The organism is Winogradskyella pacifica (assembly GCF_003386275.1).
Taxonomy (GTDB): Bacteria; Bacteroidota; Bacteroidia; order Flavobacteriales; family Flavobacteriaceae; genus Winogradskyella; species Winogradskyella pacifica.
The window spans coordinates 124,787-142,679 of record NZ_QREI01000003.1 but is presented as its reverse complement, the minus strand read 5'-3'; the positions used below and the strand labels follow the sequence as shown (position 1 = coordinate 142,679).

The window sequence follows — 17,893 nt, the reverse complement described above, 5'->3', positions numbered from 1 at the left end:
AAAGACATAGCGTCTAAGCTTTAAACTGTTTCTCAAAAAAACCAATATTTTTATCTACAACAATGCTTAGTAAGCTACACAGTTCTGTTAAAAAAAACGTTAACACACACTAAAGCAAATCTAATAAGTGTTATTTTGTAAAAAATATATGTCTTTGAAACGATTTAAACAGCTTCTATTTATTATTTGCCTCCTGTCTGTCTTTTTTAGCTTTGGACAAGAAAAGCAAAAAATCACTGTCAAATACTCTGGTAGAACTTCAACGTCACCAGACGTTAAAGATGGAGCAATCGTATTTCTAAGGAACAAGTCACAGCAAGTCCATTTTATTCACAAAGGAGCAGATCTTTTTTGCGATAAAGCTATTTATTACGAAGATCAAGATTTCATTGAAGCCTTTAGCAACGTTGTAATGAAGCAAGGTGACTCCATAAATATGGTGGCTAAATATTTAGAATATAGCGGTAAATCGCAATTAGCTATTGCCAGAGGAGATGTTGTTTTAACAGAACCACAATCTATATTAAAAACCGATACACTTTATTTTGACAGAATAAAGCAAGAAGCCTATTATAATGCAAGAGGCACTGTTGTTAGAGATACTTCAGGAACAATTACAAGTCAAATCGGTAGGTATTATATGAATGCTAGTAAATACCAATTTATTCAAGATGTCGTTCTCGTAAATCCTGATTACACCCTAAACACCGAACGTCTCGATTTCTTTACAGAAAATGGTCATGCTTATCTTTTCGGACCTTCAACAATCGTTGGAGAAACTAGTAAAATATATAGCGAACGTGGCTTTTATGACACTAACAACAACACTGGACATTTTCAACGTAATGCCAAAATCGATTACGACAACCGCACTGTAGAAGGAGATAGTTTATATTTTGATAGAAATAAAAGTTTCGCTTCGGCGACCAATAATATAACGGTTACAGACACCTTAAACAAAAGCATCGTAAAAGGTCATTACGCAGAAGTTTGGCGCGCGCAAGACTCCATGTATATTACGAAACGTGCTTTGGCTATAACGGTTCAAGAAAAAGATTCTGTTTACATCCATGCAGATACATTAATGGTTACTGGTAAACCCGAAAATCGTATTACGCGCGCTTATAATAATGCCCGATTATATAAAAGTGATATGGCCGGTAAATCCGATTCTATTCACGTTAATCATAAAGAAGGGCTTACCCAAATGATTAACCTTAATAGATTTAGTTCTACAGATGCTTTTGCTACCAAACGAAAACCCGTACTTTGGAATATAGGCAACCAAATGACCGGAGATACTATTCACTTAATTTCTAATCCAAAAACAGAACAATTAGATTCTCTAAAAGTATTTGAAAACGCCTTTTTAATTAGTAAGGATACAATAAGTGAAGATGCTTTTAACCAAATAAAAGGACAACGGCTGATTGGATTGTTTAGAGACAACGAACTTTATAATGTAGACATCATTAAAAATGCTGAAACCATTCGTTATTTAAGAAATGATGATGGCGAATTGATAGGTATTCAAAAGTCAAAATCTGGAAGTATTAATGTTAAAATTATTGATCAGGCTATTGATGAAGTCCGATTTATCAACCAAATTGATGGTAATATTTTTCCTGAATCTGACTTTCCAAAAAGCGGTAGAAAATTAAGAGACTTCGATTGGCGTGGTGAAGAACAACCACTATCTGTTGAAGATTTATTCAAAGACGATCCTCCTTTAGACTTACCAATAATTAAAGGTTTAGACGACTACGTTCCACCAGAAGCATTTATCGGTGATGCAATTACACAACGTATAGAAGACGCCGGAAAAGCAACTCCAGAAAAAGAGAATAAAGCAGCCCGAAACCTTCCTAAGAAAACAGCGGTAAAACCTTTAGAATCTACGACCAAAAAAGCAGATTCTACAAAGACAAAACCTTTAAAAACGATTATTAAAAAAGAAGGTGAATAATTGAAAGACGCATTTTTAAAATACCAGGCTCAAACTACTCCTCACCCTTTGGCAATGGAAATAAGTCATGCCAAAGGATCTTATATTTACGATACTAAAGGCAAAGCTTATCTCGATTTTGTTGCAGGAGTTTCAGCATGTAGCTTAGGACATTCGCATCCTAAAGTTGTAAATGCAGTTAAGGAGCAGTTAGACAAATATCTTCATGTTATGGTGTATGGAGAGTACATTCAAAAACCAGCATTAGAATTAACGAAGTTAATAGCCAAACATTTACCTAAGCCATTAGAATCAACGTACTTAGTCAATTCAGGAACCGAAGCAATTGAAGGCAGCCTTAAATTAGCAAGACGTTTTACAGGGCGCTCAGAAATTATTGCTGCAAAAAACGCGTATCACGGTAATACGATGGGCTCATTAAGCTTAATGGATTATGAAGAACGCAAGCAGCCCTTTTTACCTTTAATTCCAGATATAAAACATATTGAATTTAATTCTGAAGACGATTTAAATCAAATAACCGAAAAAACAGCTGCTGTTATTCTCGAAACCATTCAAGGAGGAGCCGGATTTATTGAACCAATCAACAACTATTTAACTAAAGTACAACAACGCTGTAATGCGGTTGGAGCTGTGTTTATTTTAGATGAAATCCAACCAGGAATAGGACGAACAGGAAAATTATTCGGATTCGAAAACTATAATTGCCAACCAGATATCGTGGTTACAGGCAAAGGTTTAGGAGGCGGTTTACCTATTGGAGCCTTTACAGCTTCAAAACACATGATGGATTGCTTAAGCGATAATCCAAAATTAGGACACATCACAACCTTTGGAGGGAACCCTGTAATCGCTGCTGCAGCTTTAGCTACTTTAAAAGAAATTACAGAGTCAAATCTGATGTCTGAAGCCTTAGAAAAGGAACAATTAATTAGGAAACATCTTCAGCATAAACACATCAAAGCGATTAGAGGTCGCGGATTAATGTTAGCCGCTTTTACTGAAAGTGCAGAACTCACAAGTACCCTAATTTTACGAGCTCAAGACCAAGGATTAATCTTGTTTTGGTTACTTTTTGAACCCAAAGCCATCCGAATTACACCTCCAATGACCATTTCTAATGATGAAATAATAGAAGGATGTCGTTTAATAACGTCAATACTAGACGAAATTTAGCCCTACCACTACCCTATCAACACACTTAACATCAAGCGTCTAAGACCCACTACATAAACAAGGGTTTGAATGTTAATTATTTTGTTAAGAACATTACCATTAAAAACGATGTATCCTAAAGGATAGCTGTAATTTTATTTCAGCGAAATATTAAATCATTTATGCATTACAGTCAAGAGGACGAAAACTTTCCAATTACTCGATTTGAATCGATGTTAAAGACCAACAATATTTTGTTCTTTGATTCAAACGATTTTGAAAACATTATTCACCACTATTTAGAGAATGGTAAGATTGCGCTATCTAAACGTGCCATTAAATTAGGCTTAGAACAACACCCTTCTTCGATTAATCTAAGATTATTTCAAGTTGAAATTTTAGTTATTGAAAACAAGTTTAAAGAGGCCAATAATCTTTTAGATAGACTTCATAATATAGAACCTAGAAACGAAGAAATCTTTATTCAAAAAGCAAATGTATTATCTAAGCAAGATAAACATCAACAAGCTATAGATACTTTATTAATTGCCATAGATTTATCTAATACACCAGAAGATGATGCCGATTTATATGCTTTGGTAGGCATGGAGTATTTGTTTTTAGATCAATTTGAAAGTGCTATTATATATTTTAAAAAATGCTTAGAAAGCGATATTTCAGATTATTCTGCGCTACATAATATTGTGTATTGTTATGATTTTTTAAATCAACATACAGAAGCTATTGACTATTTAAACATATTTCTAAATACCAATCCGTATTGTGAGGTTGGCTGGCATCAACTAGGTCGCCAATACTTTACAATTAAAGATTACACAAAAGCAAATGCAGCTTTAGATTTTGCCATAATTTCGGATGATACCTTTGTAGGCGCTTATCTTGAAAAAGGAAAAGTATTAGAGAAATTAAAACAGTATGAAGAGGCGATTGAAAATTACAAAATCACCTTGGCTTTAGACGACCCAACCTCTTTTGCGCTTTTGCGTATTGGTCAGTGCTATGCTAAACTCGATGAGGAAGATTTAGCTGTTCAGTTCTTCAAAAAAGCAATAGATGAAGATGCTTTGTTAGACAAAGCTTGGATTGGAATTACCAAGTTCTACATGAAGCGTCTTAATTACCAAAAGGCATTATACTATATTAATAAAGCGGTTATTATAGATGGTGACAATGCCACCTATTGGAAGTTATATGCGGCTGTAAATAAACGTTTAAATTTCCTTGAAGAAGCAGAGCGTGGCTACAAACAAAGCTTAGAATTAGGTAATTTTGAATTGGATACGTGGTTAAACAGAACTGATGTGCTTATAACATTAGGAAACCACGATGCAGCTATATTCAATTTACTTCAGGCTTCAGAATTTTATCCGGAAAATGCCGAAGTAGAATACCGATTAGCAGGTTTGTATTTCACAGTTCATCAGCCTGAAGAAGGCCGTTTTCACCTTAAAAATGGAACCCGACTTAATATTGATTACAACTTTATTATTTCAGAATTATTTCCACAACTTACAGACAAGCCCTTGATTAAAGCTATAATTTCAGAAGCTAAAAAGACATCAAACTAAAAAAAATCATACCTTAGCATTCTTATTTTATCAAAGAATGCAAAGACGATTTATAGATTATTTAGTGATTATTTTTAAAGGCATTGCAATGGGAGCAGCAGATGTTGTTCCTGGTGTTTCTGGTGGAACCATTGCTTTTATATCTGGTATTTACGAAGAACTTATTGAAAGCATTGATAAGGTTAACCTCAGTGTTATTAAAGTATGGAAACAAGATGGTTTTAAAGCCGCTTGGAACTCCTTTAATGGCAACTTTCTATTAGCGCTTTTTTCTGGTATAGCCATCAGTATCTTATCCTTAGCTAAAATCATAAAATGGCTATTACACAACGAACCTATTTTACTTTGGTCGTTCTTTTTTGGACTTGTATTAGCTAGTATTTTGTACATCGCTAAACAAATTAAAGGTTGGTCTGTAAAATTGGTTATTGCAATAATTATAACTACAATTATATCGTTTTATATCACCTTAGCGGAACCTTTTGCCTCCCCCGATAGTCCATATTATTTATTATTTTGTGGTTTCATTGCTATTATTGCTATGATACTACCTGGAGTTTCTGGTGCATTCATTTTATTAATTCTAGGGGCGTATCAAACCGCAATTGACACCATTAATAACTTAAGAGATGGTTTACTTACCGGCAACATGGAACTCTTTAAAGATGCATTTTTAAAATTTGTATTGCTTGCTGTGGGTGCTATCATTGGCCTTAAAGTATTCTCAAAAGCTTTAAATTGGATGTTTAAACATCATAAGAATCTTACACTAGCCATCTTAACAGGGTTTATGATTGGCTCTCTAAATAAAATTTGGCCATGGAAAGAGATTATAAAAACGCGTATAAATTCTGAAGGAGAAGTGGTGACGCTATTAGATCGAAGTATTTCACCAACAACGTATATTGGAGATAATGAATTAGTTATGGCAATTGTTTTTATTGTTATCGGGTTTGCAGTCATTCTTATATTAGAAGGCTTAGGAAAACAAAAAAATAAGGTGTAATGCAAAGTACCAGAACCCTAATCGATCGTTTATTTTTGGTCATTAAAGGTTTAGCCATGGGAGCTGCTAATAAAGTTCCTGGCGTATCTGGTGGAGTTGTTGCCTTTGTTGCTGGTTTTTATGAAGAATTCATCTACTCACTACAACGCGTTAATAAAACAGCTTTTAAGCTTTTAATTAATGCACGTTTTAAAAGCTTCTATCGTTATATAAACGGCAAATTTTTAAGCTTACTTTTTTTGGGTATGATAGTGAGTTACTTTAGTGTTTCTAAATTACTAGATTATCTCATTGTGCATTATGAACTCTATGTATGGAGTACCTTTTTTGGAATGATTTTAGGATCCATCTATTATATTTCTAAAGATTTTAAAGAATGGAACAGAACTACGTTATTAGCTTTAGTTCTAGGAGCCATAGCAGGAATTAGTGTTAGTTTTTTAGATCCTGCAACGGAAAATGACAACCTCTTTTTTGTTTTCTTCTGTGGTATAATTAGTGTCTCAGGCATGACCTTGCCTGGCTTTTCTGGCTCATTTATACTTATTCTTCTGGGTAATTATGTACTATTATTAGTTGATTCTGTAAATGCACTTTACGATACTATGTTCGATATTTTTAGTGGTAATTTTGATTTTATCAATAACGCATATCGCATACGCATGCTAAAAGTCTTAGCGGTGTTTACCTTGGGTTCAGTAACAGGCTTAGTGACGTTTTCTCATATGCTAAGTTATATTCTAAAAAACTATAAATTTATAACGCTTGCGACCATCATGGGCTTTATCATCGGTTCATTAGGGGTTGTATGGCCTTGGAAAGAAACGATATACAAAACGAATGTAGAAGGCGTAGCGACTTTAGATTCCACTGGAAAACAAATCATTACCAATTACCAACGGTATTTACCAGAATTGAGCACCCAAACTTACATCGCAATTGTTTATATTGCCCTTGGAATCCTTATAGTTTTAGGATTAGAATGGTATGGAAAACGCACAAGACAAATCAAAGCTTAAATTCGGACTCGTAGGAAAAGACATCTCATATTCTTTTTCTAGAGGGTATTTTAAAGATAAATTCGACTCTGAAAACCTACCGAATTCCTATGTCAATTTCGATTTACAATCTATAGATGAGCTTTCAGAAATCATAAAAAAGACATCAAACTTAAAAGGTCTTAACGTCACTATTCCTTATAAGGAACAAGTTATCCCTTTACTAGACAAACTCAACAAAAAAGCAAGAGACATTGGAGCTGTAAACACCATTCGGATTACAAAAAAGAAAAAGCTCGTAGGTTATAATACCGATTTTTATGGTTTTAAAAATTCCATAAAACCACATTTAAAATCACATCACAAAAAAGCTTTAATTCTGGGTACAGGAGGGGCTTCTAAAGCCATTGCTTATGCGCTAAAGAAGCTAAAAATTAAATATGATTTTGTCTCACGATCTCGAAAAGAAAACGTTACTTTTTTGTACTCCGACTTATCAGAAAAAATTATTTCGGATTATACCATTATTATCAATTGCACCCCAATTGGCACGTTTCCAAAAGTTAACGCATGTCCAGATATTCCGTATGATGCCATCACAAAAGAGCATATTTTATATGATCTTATCTACAATCCTGAGCAAACTAAATTCTTACACTGTGGGCAACTTAAGGGAGCAACGACCATTAACGGCCTAGAAATGTTAAGTTTACAGGCTAAAAAATCTTGGGAGATCTGGAATAAATCCTAAAATACAAGCTCTACACGCATTTCCTTTGTAGTTAAACCACTTGTTAGTATCTTTAACATCTATAAAAATATATTTGACATATGTCTGAGAATGATAACCTGCAAGATGCAGATGGAAAAAAAGAAGTAGAATCAACAGAAACTACTCCAACACAACCAACTGAAATTGAAACGAATGCCGTTGATACTGAAGTAAATAATGATCTTGAAAAAGGTTCTGAAATTAAAACGGTTGAAACTGAAGCTGTAGACAACGTAAAATCTGAAGACGATGACGTTGAGGACACTCCTACAACTAAAGCACCTAAAGATGAACTTGTTGACGAAATTGAAGCTTCAAACGCTGAAGATGCTGAAGATGAATCTAATGCTGAACGTCATGAGGTAGAAGAAAAAGATTATCATGCCATGACTATGGATGAGTTAACTGCTGAAATCGGTAGACTCTTGAAAACTCATAAAATTCAGACCATCTCTAAACATGTTAATGAGATTAAAGGCGAATTCAATGCGAAATACAGTGAACTTCTAGATGAAAAAAAGGAAGAATTTATTGAAGATGGTGGTAACGAAATAGATTTCTATTATACCAATGACACCAAAAAACAATTCAACACACATTATAAAGAATACAAGCAAACGATAAATGCTTATTATAAAGAACGTGAGCAAAACCTTAAGCAAAATCTTGACACTAGATTAGAAATAATTGAAGATATCAAAGGTTTACTGAGTGTTGAAGAAAATATGGGTACAACCTATAAAACCTTCAAAGAGCTTCAGGAAAAATGGCGTAATGCAGGACCAATTCCAAGAGATAAATACAATAATGCTTGGAACACATACCATCATCATGTAGAGCGTTTTTACGACTTTTTACATCTCAATAATGATTTGAGAGATATGGACTTTAAGCATAACTATGATCAGAAATTAAAAATCATAGAACGTGCAGAAGAGTTAGCAGAAGATGAAAATACAAACCGTTCTTTTAGAGAACTACAAGTATTACATAAACTTTGGAAAGAAGAACTTGGACCTGTTGGTAAAGAGCACAGAGAAGCCATTTGGGAACGTTTTAGCAATGCTACAAAAGCAATCCATGATAAGCGTCAATCTTACTATGCTGATATGGATAAGGCTCACGAAAAAAATCTTGAGCGTAAGGAAGAAATCATTGCACAAATAGTGGCTGTTGCAGAAGACAAAGGCAACTCACATAGCGCATGGCAGAAAAAAATTAAAGACATTGAAGTTTTAAGAGATGCCTTTTTTAAGGCAGGTAAAGTGCCGTTAAAAGTTAATGAAAGTACTTGGGCAAAATTTAAAGGAGCAGTTAGAACTTTTAATCGTGGTAAAAACAGTTTTTACAAAGATTTAAAGAAAGATCAATACGATAATCTTAAAAAGAAAAAGGATTTAATTCAAATTGCAGAAGACAATAAAGACAGTGAAGACTTTGCAACGGTAACTCCATTGATGAAGAAAATTCAGAATGAATGGAAAAAAATTGGTCATGTTCCAAGACGCGATAGCGATAAAATCTGGAAGCAATTTAAAGCCGCTTGTAATCACTATTTTGACAAAATGCATACAGAGCGCAAAGCCCAAGATCAGCACCTTTATGATGCTTTTGATAAGAAAGCAAAGCTTCTTGACGAGTTAAAAACACTTGAGCTTACTGAAGATCCTAAAGCAGATATTAAAATACTACAAGACAAAATTGCCGAGTGGAAAACCATTGGATATGTACCGCAAAACAAACGTTATATCGATGGTAAATTCTACAAAGCGATTGATGATAAATTCGATAAGCTTAAAATGGATAAATCGAAATTAGAAATGATTAAGTTTGAGAGCAAACTCGAAAACTTAGCCGATTCTGATGACACGCGATTACTAGATAATGAGCAAAACTTTATCCGAAAAAGAATTACTGAAATTAAATCTGAAATCAATCAATTAGAAAATAACTTACAGTTTTTCTCTAATGTAAAATCAGATAATCCATTGGTAAAAGATGTACATAAGAATATTGCCAACCACAAAAAAGAATTAGACACTTGGAAATCTAAGTTGACTAAGGTACGTGGTATGTATAGCTAAATAAAACTAAGAAAATCTATTAAAATAGTATTTGCGTGAATTGCTTAATTCTTGTAAATACTATTTTTTTTTATTCAATCTCTAAAATATCAAAACCCACCTGTGCTTTACAAGTGGGTTTTGCCCTAACTAAACTAAATTAACCTTAATTACAACCGCTTAAAATAATAATTAAGATTTCCTACTAAGATTATAAAAACGCTTTTGTTTTTATATACAGTATTTACGCACAGAAAGCACTTTTGGATGTTTGGATTGTAAATTTTAGAAAACTTTAACAAATAGCTTGTTTTCAGTGTCGTCTTTAGAAGGGAGTTGACACTTTAATAAAGGCAATTCATTTTTAAGCAGAAATAATTCCTTATAGTTTTCGTGTCAAGTTTTGACAGACAATTCTGATATTTAGCTTTTTAATTTTTAAAATTCATTGCAAAATTAAAAGCATCATTCAAAGTGGATTCCTGCCTTTGCAGGAATGCTATAGCATTACAGTAATTTTGCCTCTTCCCAAAAGATATCCATTTCAGAAAGCGTCATGTCTTTTAAAGATTTATCTAAATCTTTAGCTTTAGATTCTAAATATTGAAAGCGTTTTATAAACTTTTTATTGGTGCGTTCTAAGGCATTTTCAGGATTTACTTTAAGGAAACGCGCATAATTAATCATAGAGAACATGACATCCCCAAATTCGCTTTCTATAGCATCTTGATCTCCTTTTAGGATTTCAGCTTTTAATTCGGCAATCTCCTCCTCTACTTTCTCAAAAACTTGTTCTGGGTGTTCCCAATCAAATCCAACACCAGCTACTTTTTCTTGTATGCGACTAGCTTTTACAACAGCAGGCAAACTTTTTGGCACTCCTTCGAGCACACTACTTTTACCCTCTTTAAGTTTAAGCTGTTCCCAATTGCGCTTTACGTCTTCTTCATCTTTAACTACGACATCCCCATAGATATGAGGATGACGGCTTATAAGTTTATCACAAATACTGTTACACACATCTGCAATATCAAAATCATTGGTTTCACTTCCTATTTTAGAATAGAACACAATGTGAAGCAAAACATCTCCCAATTCCTTTTTAACCTCGTCTAAATCATTATCGAGAATAGCATCTCCAAGTTCGTAAACCTCTTCAATGGTGAGATGACGTAAGGATTCCATCGTCTGTTTTTTATCCCATGGACATTGCTCTCGCAACTCATCCATAATAGTTAACAAACGCTCAAAGGCTTTTAATTGGGCTGCTTTATCAGACATTTTTATTCTTCTTCCTCAGAAGTTTTTTTGTCATCTTTAGACTCTTCAAGTGACGCTAAAAGATTGTTTTTTTGAAGTAAATTATACCATTGTACAACTTTCTTTATATCTGAAGGATACACACGATCTTCATCATAATCTGGTAAAACTTCGAAGAAAAACTCTTCTAAAACATCTTTACTGTCTTTATGACTAATCGAAGTTGGTTGTCCTCCTTCTTTTTCCATTACCTTTTTAAGTACATCTCTTAATGGTACTTCTTCGGCTAAGGTATAAATAGCAATTTCACTAAGAATACTAATGTTACTGTGTGCACCAACCGTGATACGTTTTTGGTCGATTAACGACTCTACAACAGCACCTGTTCTTGTTTGCTTTACAATTTGAAATAAACCTGGTTTTCCAGAAATGGATAAAATTTTATCTAAGCTCATATATCTTATATTAACGTTTCTTGCTCATTGCAGGAAATCGCATTCTGTAATCTATTTTTATTTTGCCTTTTGAAATATTTGTCAGTCGTCCTTTAATAAGACGCTTTTTAAAAGATGATAGTTTATCTGTAAATAAAATGCCTTCAATATGATCATATTCATGCTGAATTACTCTAGCTATTAAGCCATCGTATTCCTCAACATGTGTATCAAAATTTTCATCTTGATATTGAATTTTAATCTTTGGTTTTCTAAAAACGTCTTCTCTAACATCAGGAATACTTAAACAGCCTTCATTAAAAGCCCATTCATCACCTTCCTCTTCTAAAATACGAGCATTAATGAATGTCTTCTTGAAGTCTTTCATTTGTTCACTCTCTTTTTCAGAAAGATCTTCATCGTCTGCAAAAGGACTTGTATCCACTAAAAACAACCGAATTGCCAAACCAATTTGAGGAGCTGCCAAACCAACACCGTACGCACCATACATGGTTTCGTACATATTATCGATAAGCTCTTTTAATTTTGGGTAATCTTTGTCTATTTCCTTGGCCTCCTTCTTCAATACAGCATCTCCATAGGCTACGATAGGTAAAATCATAATTCATTTATTTTCGGGTGCAAAAGTACCAAATTCTATTATAATATTTCAAATTTCAAAAACTAAATACAAAAACTAAATCTATCAGGCAGATACATTTTAGTTTCATTTTTTTTGAGAGACACTAAAGACTAGAAAGATAGCTCTGTAGAATAAGAGTTGCACTAATTTCATCAACTAAAGCCTTATTTTGACGTTGCTTTTTCTTCAGCCCACTATCAATCATCGTTTGAAACGCCATTTTAGAAGTAAAACGTTCGTCTACACGATCTACAGGAATTTGCGGAATTGCTTTTGTTAATTCTTTCAAGAATTTTTGAATATAAACTTCACTTTCAGATGCTGTATTATCCATCTGCTTTGGTAAGCCAACTACAAATTTTTCAACATTTTCTGTTGAAATATATGTTGTTAAATACTCAAGTAGTTGCTTTGTATTAACAGTTGTAAGTCCTGATGCAATAATTTGCATTTCGTCAGTAACCGCTAGTCCTGTTCGTTTTGTGCCGTAATCAATGGCTAAAATTCGTCCCATAACCACAAAGATAATATAATAAAAAACGCTTCTTAATAAAAGAAGCGTTTTTAAAAAAATCAATTTAACCCAAACTAATCATATGACATATTCCCTCTAAAAAATAAATCACTGTGATAATTATACTTAAGACACAACTATATTTTGTTGGTCACATTTTATCAGAACTAAAAAAAAGAAAACTCCTCAATATGTGGGGAGAGGAGTTTTCGAAATTAGCTATTAATTAAATTCTAAGATATCTATGAGTGATATCAAAGCTTTAATTATTATTAAGACAAACTTAATTAAAAGGTCATTTTTTTTGAAAAGTATTTTAGCTTCAGTTATTATAAAAGTATCTTTGATGTCTAAATTTGATTGAAAAGATAAAATGACCATGTTAAAAGCATTATCATTTAAAAAAATGATTAATAGCTAACAGCAGCTGTCGTATATTAAAAACTATAAACACAAACACATGAAACAACTACAATCTGTAATAGAAAATGCATGGGACGACCGTTCCTTATTAACTAACCAAGTCACTATCGATGCAATTAGAGGCGTTATAGATCTTGTTGATGCCGGAACGTTACGTGTAGCGGAACCAACAGCTGATGGATGGCAAGTAAACGAATGGGTAAAAAAAGCAGTTGTTTTATATTTTCCGATTCAGAAAATGGAAACTTTTGAAGTTGGTATTTTTGAATATCATGATAAAATTCCCCTAAAGCGAGGTTATGCGTCTAAAGGAATTAGAGTTGTCCCGAATGCGGTAGCAAGACACGGAGCTTATATTTCTGCTGGTACTATTTTAATGCCAAGTTATGTAAATATTGGTGCTTATGTAGATGAAGGTACAATGGTAGACACATGGGCAACTGTTGGTAGTTGTGCACAAATAGGTAAAAACGTTCACCTTTCTGGTGGCGTAGGTATCGGTGGAGTTTTAGAGCCGTTACAAGCCGCTCCTGTTATTATTGAAGATGGTGCTTTTATTGGCAGTCGTTGTATAGTTGTTGAAGGTGTACGTGTAGAAAAAGAAGCTGTTTTAGGTGCAAATGTTGTTTTAACCATGAGTACAAAAATCATTGACGTTACTGGAGACGAACCTGTAGAAACTAAAGGTGTTGTACCTGCGCGTTCTGTAGTTATTCCTGGAAGTTATACTAAAAAGTTTGCTGCTGGCGAATTTCAAGTACCTTGTGCTTTAATTATTGGAAAGCGTAAAGAAAGTACAAATAAGAAAACATCTTTAAATGATGCATTGCGCGAGTATGATGTTGCCGTGTAAAATAAGAGTGAGATTCTTAAATCTGAAAGCAAAATAATTCGAATTAAATATGGAGCAACTTAAGCATGATATATATTGGCATTTTAAACTTAAAAGATCAAACGGTCGTGCATTAAAGGCGCTCAAAATAATTGAAAGCTATAACGGTAAGGTTAGTCCAAAATTCCGAAAACTATCAGACGAATATGCAATAGAAGTATTAGGAAATAAAGCCTATGCTCCATGGTTATATGTGTATTCTGCTATTCAGAATCGTTTTGAAGACGGATGGATTCCGGACAATTATTATGCTAAAGAAGTCGTACCAAAGTTAAATGGAGATTACGGAAAAGTTGCAGACAGAAACTTTATAACTCCATTTCTACTTCCTAGCATGGAATCATTAGACGTCGCCTATTTTATTAATGGTAAATTTTGTAGTCCAGATAGTAAAATTATCGACCCAATGGCCGTTAAAGATTACCTTTTTGAAAAGCAAGATAAAATAGTTTTTAAACTAGAGAATTCTAAACGCGGTAAAGGGGTTTATATTCTTAACAAGAATAATTTTGATCCTTCTATCTATACTTCAAACAAGTGTGGGAATGGTGTTTTTCAAAAATTTATACAACAGCATCCTTTCTTTTCTGAATTTGCAGATAACTCTGTGGCTACAATTAGAATTACAACTGTGTCAGACGAGCTAGGAAATATTTCTGCAAGAGCATCTTATATTAGATTTGGTCGTACTAAAGATACCCATATCATGTCTAACTCTGCTATAAGTATTCCGATAGATATTAATACTGGTGAATTTCATTCAGTAGGTTATATGAATTGGCTTCAAGTAGATAAACATCCAGATAGCAATGTTTCATTCCATCAAAAAACGATTCCTCATTTCAGTAAATGTGTCGATAAGGCTATCGAAATGCACAGTGTCATTCCTTTTATGGGCTGTTTGGGTTGGGATTTAACGGTAGATAATTTAGAAAAAGTTCAAGTTATAGAGGTCAACGGAATTAATAATGGAATAAAACTAAGTGAAGCCACTACAGGACCATGTTTTAAGGATTTAAATTGGTCTAACCTTTGGAAACAAAGACAAGAATCTTAATTTTAACATTTAATCATCACTATAATGCCAAGTAAAATACGTCGATTCTTCTTAAGGCACTTGCGAAAAATGCGTTCTTTACCGCCCAAAATTTACACGCCTATATCTTATGAATTTTATACTGGTAAAAAATTAGATTTAGAAAACCCTATTGAATTTAATGCAAAATTACAATGGATGAAGGTGTTTTATCACCCAAAAATCCTAACTCAATTAGTTGATAAATATGCTGTAAGAGCATATGTTGAAGAAAAAATTGGAGCTCAATATCTAAACGATATTTACGGTGTTTATGATAAACCAGAAGACATTCCTTTTGATGAGTTTCCAGCTAAATTTGTGGTAAAAGCCACACATACCAGCAGTCATAATTTAATTGTTACAGACAAAACAAATCTAAATAAGGAAAAAGCACTTAAGTCATTTCGTAAATGGCTGAATAAAAATCAATATTACCGAATTGGGCAAGAATGGGCTTATAAAGATGTACCACCAAGATTAATCGTTGAGAAATTTTTAAAAAACGATGAAGAGAATTCGCTTATCGATTATAAATTTTATTGTTTTAGCGGAACGGCTAAGTTTTTAGAAGTACACTTAGATAGAGCTGACAATCATAAAAGAGGTTTTTATGATTTCGATTTTAAACCCTTACCGTATCGGTATGTCTCTCTTGAAAAGAGTATTTCTTCGGATATAAAAAAACCTAGCAATTTAGAAGAAATGATAAAATTTGCTGAAATTTTAGCGGCAAATTTCCCCTTTGTTCGTGTTGATTTTTATTCTATAGAAGGCAAAACCATTTTTGGAGAAATGACGTTTTATCCGTCTGATGGAAGAAAAGATTTTATTCCAGAGGAATACAATAAAATTATAGGAGATTACATTATACTCCCTAAATTAGAAGATGGACAACAAGCTATTACTAAAATAGATTAACTTCGTTTAGATATTTAGAGCTAATAATTAGCACATTCGAACTTAAATTATGACGAATAAAAAAGTAGACCAACATGCTATTGATGCTGTAATTCTTTGGGTAGATGGTAATGACGAGCACCATAAAGCTAAAATGCTACCTTTTTTAGAAGATAAAACTAAAATTAATTCTGAAAAATTTAGAACACGTTATGACCACGTCAATGAAATTAAGTTCACCATTGATTCTATTTTAAAGTATGCGCCATATATTAGAAATATTCATATTATAACAGATAATCAAACACCAGATTTTTTAAAAAACAGTAATAATGAGACTTATAAAAAAGTTTCTATAGTAGATCACAAGATCGTCTTTAAAGGTTATGAAGAATACCTTCCTACTTTTAATTGCAGACCAATTGAAACCTGTTTGTACAGAATTCCAGATTTGGCAGAGCACTTTATTTATATGAATGATGACTTCTTTTTAATAAATGAGACTAAACCAAGTGATTTCTTTAAAAACGGCCTTCCTATTTTAAGAGGAAAATGGCTAAAGTTTGATAACGATATTTTCTATAAAAAATTTAAAAAACCTAGAGTTGGACATAAATCTATTCAACAAAACGCAGCTAAATTAGCGGGCTTTAACAAGTATTATAACTTTAAGCACACTCCGCATCCATTAAGAAAATCGACATTTGAAACCTATTTTAATGCCAACGAGGACGTCCTTATAGAAAACATTAAACATCGTTTTAGAAAAACAACTCAGTTTACACCTCAAGGCTTAGCAAATCATTTAGAAATAAAAAATAAGACCTGTCACTTCCAAAGTGATTTACAACTCATGTATTTTAGATCGTATAAAAAACCGTTGTATTGGTACCGATTCAAATTGAATGTAAAGTCTAAAGGGAAATTATTCTTAGGACTTCAAAGTTTAGATCGTAGTCCTCCACACATTTTAGATTATATTTTAGGTTGGTTAGAAAAGCGTATGCGCTAAACACTTACGGCATTAAAGATAAAAGTAGAATGCATTATAAATTTTTAATATATATATCTTATAGTTATGCTTTACCTATAGGGACTCCTTTGGAAAAAGAAATTTTAAGCAGAGGAGATAGCGTGATGTGGTTTAGCGACCTTGACGATGGTAAAACGGCATTACAAGGAAAAAACAATGTCTTAGATACTATTAAAAGTGTCGTAAATTATGAGCCTGATATTGTACTGGCGGCAACCAATGATGTTCCTGATTTTATTTCGGGTTTGAAAGTGCAAATTTTTCATGGCTTTAATGCTCAAAAACGACCAGAGGGAAATAATAAATTTGCCCATTTTAGATTACGTGGTTTTTTCGATTTATACTGTACGCAAGGACCGTCAACAACTTCTGTTTTTAAATTACTACAAAAAAAACACCAATATTTCGAAGTGAAAGAAACAGGTTGGAGCAAGGTAGACCCTTTGTTCCCTATTGTTGAAAAAGAAAAAAACAGCTTGCCAACGATAATGATTGCTTCTACATTTAGCAAACGGTTGAGTTTAGCACTTCATGATGATGTTTTTAAAACCATTCAACAATTAGCTGCCTCAGGAAAATATAATTTTCTCATGGTACTCCACCCTAAGTTGCCTAATGATATAAAAGATAAATGGGAAAATTTAAACGGCAATCATTTCACCTATTATAACACTACCGATTTAGCTCCTCTGTTAAAAAAAGCCGATATTATGTTTGCAGATACGACGTCTGCTATTCAAGAATTTTTAATTCAACTAAAACCTGTAGTGACTTATAGACATACATTTAATCATGACTATTTAATAAATATTGAAACTGCAAATGCTATAGAAAGCGCTTTTGATGAAGCTCTAAATTATCCTGAAGAGTTGATTACAAATATTAATACATTTATTAATCAATTACACCCGTATTTTGATGGCAAATCTAGCAAACGCGTTGTTGAAACTTGTATATCTTTTCTACACGAAGATAAAAGTCATTTAAAAAACAAACCACTCAATTTAATTCGTAAGTATAAAATTAGAAAACGCCTGGGCTATTTTACATTAAAGAGTTATTCTAAGCCATATACAATTAAACAATAATGCATTATAATAAAAAAAACGAGAAACCTTTTACGATATGAAACCATCAACTTCATAACCATAAAAATCATTAATTTTACAC

The 17,893-nt window shown here is 33.0% G+C and carries 16 protein-coding genes; 12 read left to right on the top strand and 4 right to left on the bottom strand.

The window, feature by feature from the left end; genetic code table 11:
* The first annotated feature begins 148 nt into the window (after positions 1-148).
* From DFQ09_RS07755 to DFQ09_RS07725, 7 genes are all read left to right on the top strand, one after another.
* Positions 149-1,966 carry an OstA-like protein gene (locus DFQ09_RS07755; protein WP_181897157.1) on the top strand — a complete coding sequence of 606 codons (1,818 nt, stop codon included), beginning with the start codon at positions 149-151 and terminating at the stop codon, positions 1,964-1,966.
* A complete protein-coding gene (locus tag DFQ09_RS07750; RefSeq protein WP_115809092.1) occupies positions 1,967-3,142 on the top strand; it encodes an aspartate aminotransferase family protein in 1,176 nt (391 codons plus the stop codon).
* Between the two features lie 161 nt (positions 3,143-3,303).
* Positions 3,304-4,710, top strand: a complete 1,407-nt coding sequence (locus tag DFQ09_RS07745; RefSeq protein WP_115809091.1) for a tetratricopeptide repeat protein — start codon at positions 3,304-3,306, stop codon at positions 4,708-4,710.
* 37 nt (positions 4,711-4,747) lie between these two features.
* On the top strand, positions 4,748-5,716 hold the full coding sequence (locus tag DFQ09_RS07740) for a DUF368 domain-containing protein (protein ID WP_115809090.1): 969 nt from the start codon (positions 4,748-4,750) through the stop codon (positions 5,714-5,716).
* Complete coding sequence (locus DFQ09_RS07735) at positions 5,716-6,735, top strand: DUF368 domain-containing protein (protein WP_115809089.1); 1,020 nt, start codon at positions 5,716-5,718, stop codon at positions 6,733-6,735. The genes DFQ09_RS07740 and DFQ09_RS07735 overlap by 1 nt, the downstream gene beginning before the upstream one ends.
* Positions 6,704-7,465 (top strand): shikimate dehydrogenase family protein, encoded by a 762-nt coding sequence (locus DFQ09_RS07730; RefSeq protein ID WP_115809088.1) that lies wholly within the window; start codon positions 6,704-6,706, stop codon positions 7,463-7,465. The genes DFQ09_RS07735 and DFQ09_RS07730 overlap by 32 nt, the downstream gene beginning before the upstream one ends.
* A gap of 80 nt (positions 7,466-7,545) precedes the next feature.
* Complete coding sequence (locus DFQ09_RS07725; RefSeq protein ID WP_115809087.1) at positions 7,546-9,570, top strand: DUF349 domain-containing protein; 2,025 nt, start codon at positions 7,546-7,548, stop codon at positions 9,568-9,570.
* Positions 9,571-10,056: 486 nt separating this feature from the next.
* On the opposite strand, the gene mazG is transcribed toward DFQ09_RS07725, so the two are convergent.
* The 4 genes from mazG to ruvX all read right to left on the bottom strand — a co-directional run bounded on the left by mazG (position 10,057) and on the right by ruvX (position 12,400).
* Positions 10,057-10,830, bottom strand: coding sequence for a nucleoside triphosphate pyrophosphohydrolase (mazG, locus tag DFQ09_RS07720; protein WP_115809086.1), 774 nt, complete (start codon positions 10,828-10,830; stop codon positions 10,057-10,059).
* Positions 10,831-10,832: 2 nt separating this feature from the next.
* Complete coding sequence (locus DFQ09_RS07715; protein WP_115809085.1) at positions 10,833-11,264, bottom strand: DUF5606 family protein; 432 nt, start codon at positions 11,262-11,264, stop codon at positions 10,833-10,835.
* 10 nt (positions 11,265-11,274) lie between these two features.
* The gene (gene def / locus DFQ09_RS07710) at positions 11,275-11,865 is read right to left on the bottom strand and encodes a peptide deformylase (RefSeq protein WP_115809084.1); all 591 of its coding nucleotides are present in this window, start codon (positions 11,863-11,865) and stop codon (positions 11,275-11,277) included.
* 124 nt (positions 11,866-11,989) lie between these two features.
* The gene (gene ruvX, locus DFQ09_RS07705) at positions 11,990-12,400 is read right to left on the bottom strand and encodes a Holliday junction resolvase RuvX (protein ID WP_115809083.1); all 411 of its coding nucleotides are present in this window, start codon (positions 12,398-12,400) and stop codon (positions 11,990-11,992) included.
* Positions 12,401-12,860: 460 nt separating this feature from the next.
* Between ruvX and DFQ09_RS07700 the strand changes: the two genes are divergently transcribed.
* Genes DFQ09_RS07700 through DFQ09_RS07680 form a run of 5 tightly spaced genes read left to right on the top strand, consistent with a single transcriptional unit; the run spans position 12,861 to position 17,811 of the window.
* The gene (locus DFQ09_RS07700; RefSeq protein WP_115809082.1) at positions 12,861-13,676 is read left to right on the top strand and encodes a 2,3,4,5-tetrahydropyridine-2,6-dicarboxylate N-succinyltransferase; all 816 of its coding nucleotides are present in this window, start codon (positions 12,861-12,863) and stop codon (positions 13,674-13,676) included.
* Between the two features lie 49 nt (positions 13,677-13,725).
* Positions 13,726-14,772, top strand: coding sequence for a sugar-transfer associated ATP-grasp domain-containing protein (locus DFQ09_RS07695; RefSeq protein ID WP_115809081.1), 1,047 nt, complete (start codon positions 13,726-13,728; stop codon positions 14,770-14,772).
* Positions 14,773-14,796: 24 nt separating this feature from the next.
* Positions 14,797-15,711, top strand: a complete 915-nt coding sequence (locus DFQ09_RS07690; RefSeq protein ID WP_245940325.1) for an ATP-grasp fold amidoligase family protein — start codon at positions 14,797-14,799, stop codon at positions 15,709-15,711.
* A 49-nt stretch (positions 15,712-15,760) separates the two neighbouring features.
* The gene (locus DFQ09_RS07685) at positions 15,761-16,702 is read left to right on the top strand and encodes a Stealth CR1 domain-containing protein (RefSeq protein WP_115809079.1); all 942 of its coding nucleotides are present in this window, start codon (positions 15,761-15,763) and stop codon (positions 16,700-16,702) included.
* 29 nt (positions 16,703-16,731) lie between these two features.
* Complete coding sequence (locus DFQ09_RS07680; RefSeq protein WP_115809722.1) at positions 16,732-17,811, top strand: UDP-N-acetylglucosamine 2-epimerase; 1,080 nt, start codon at positions 16,732-16,734, stop codon at positions 17,809-17,811.
* Positions 17,812-17,893 lie beyond the last annotated feature (82 nt).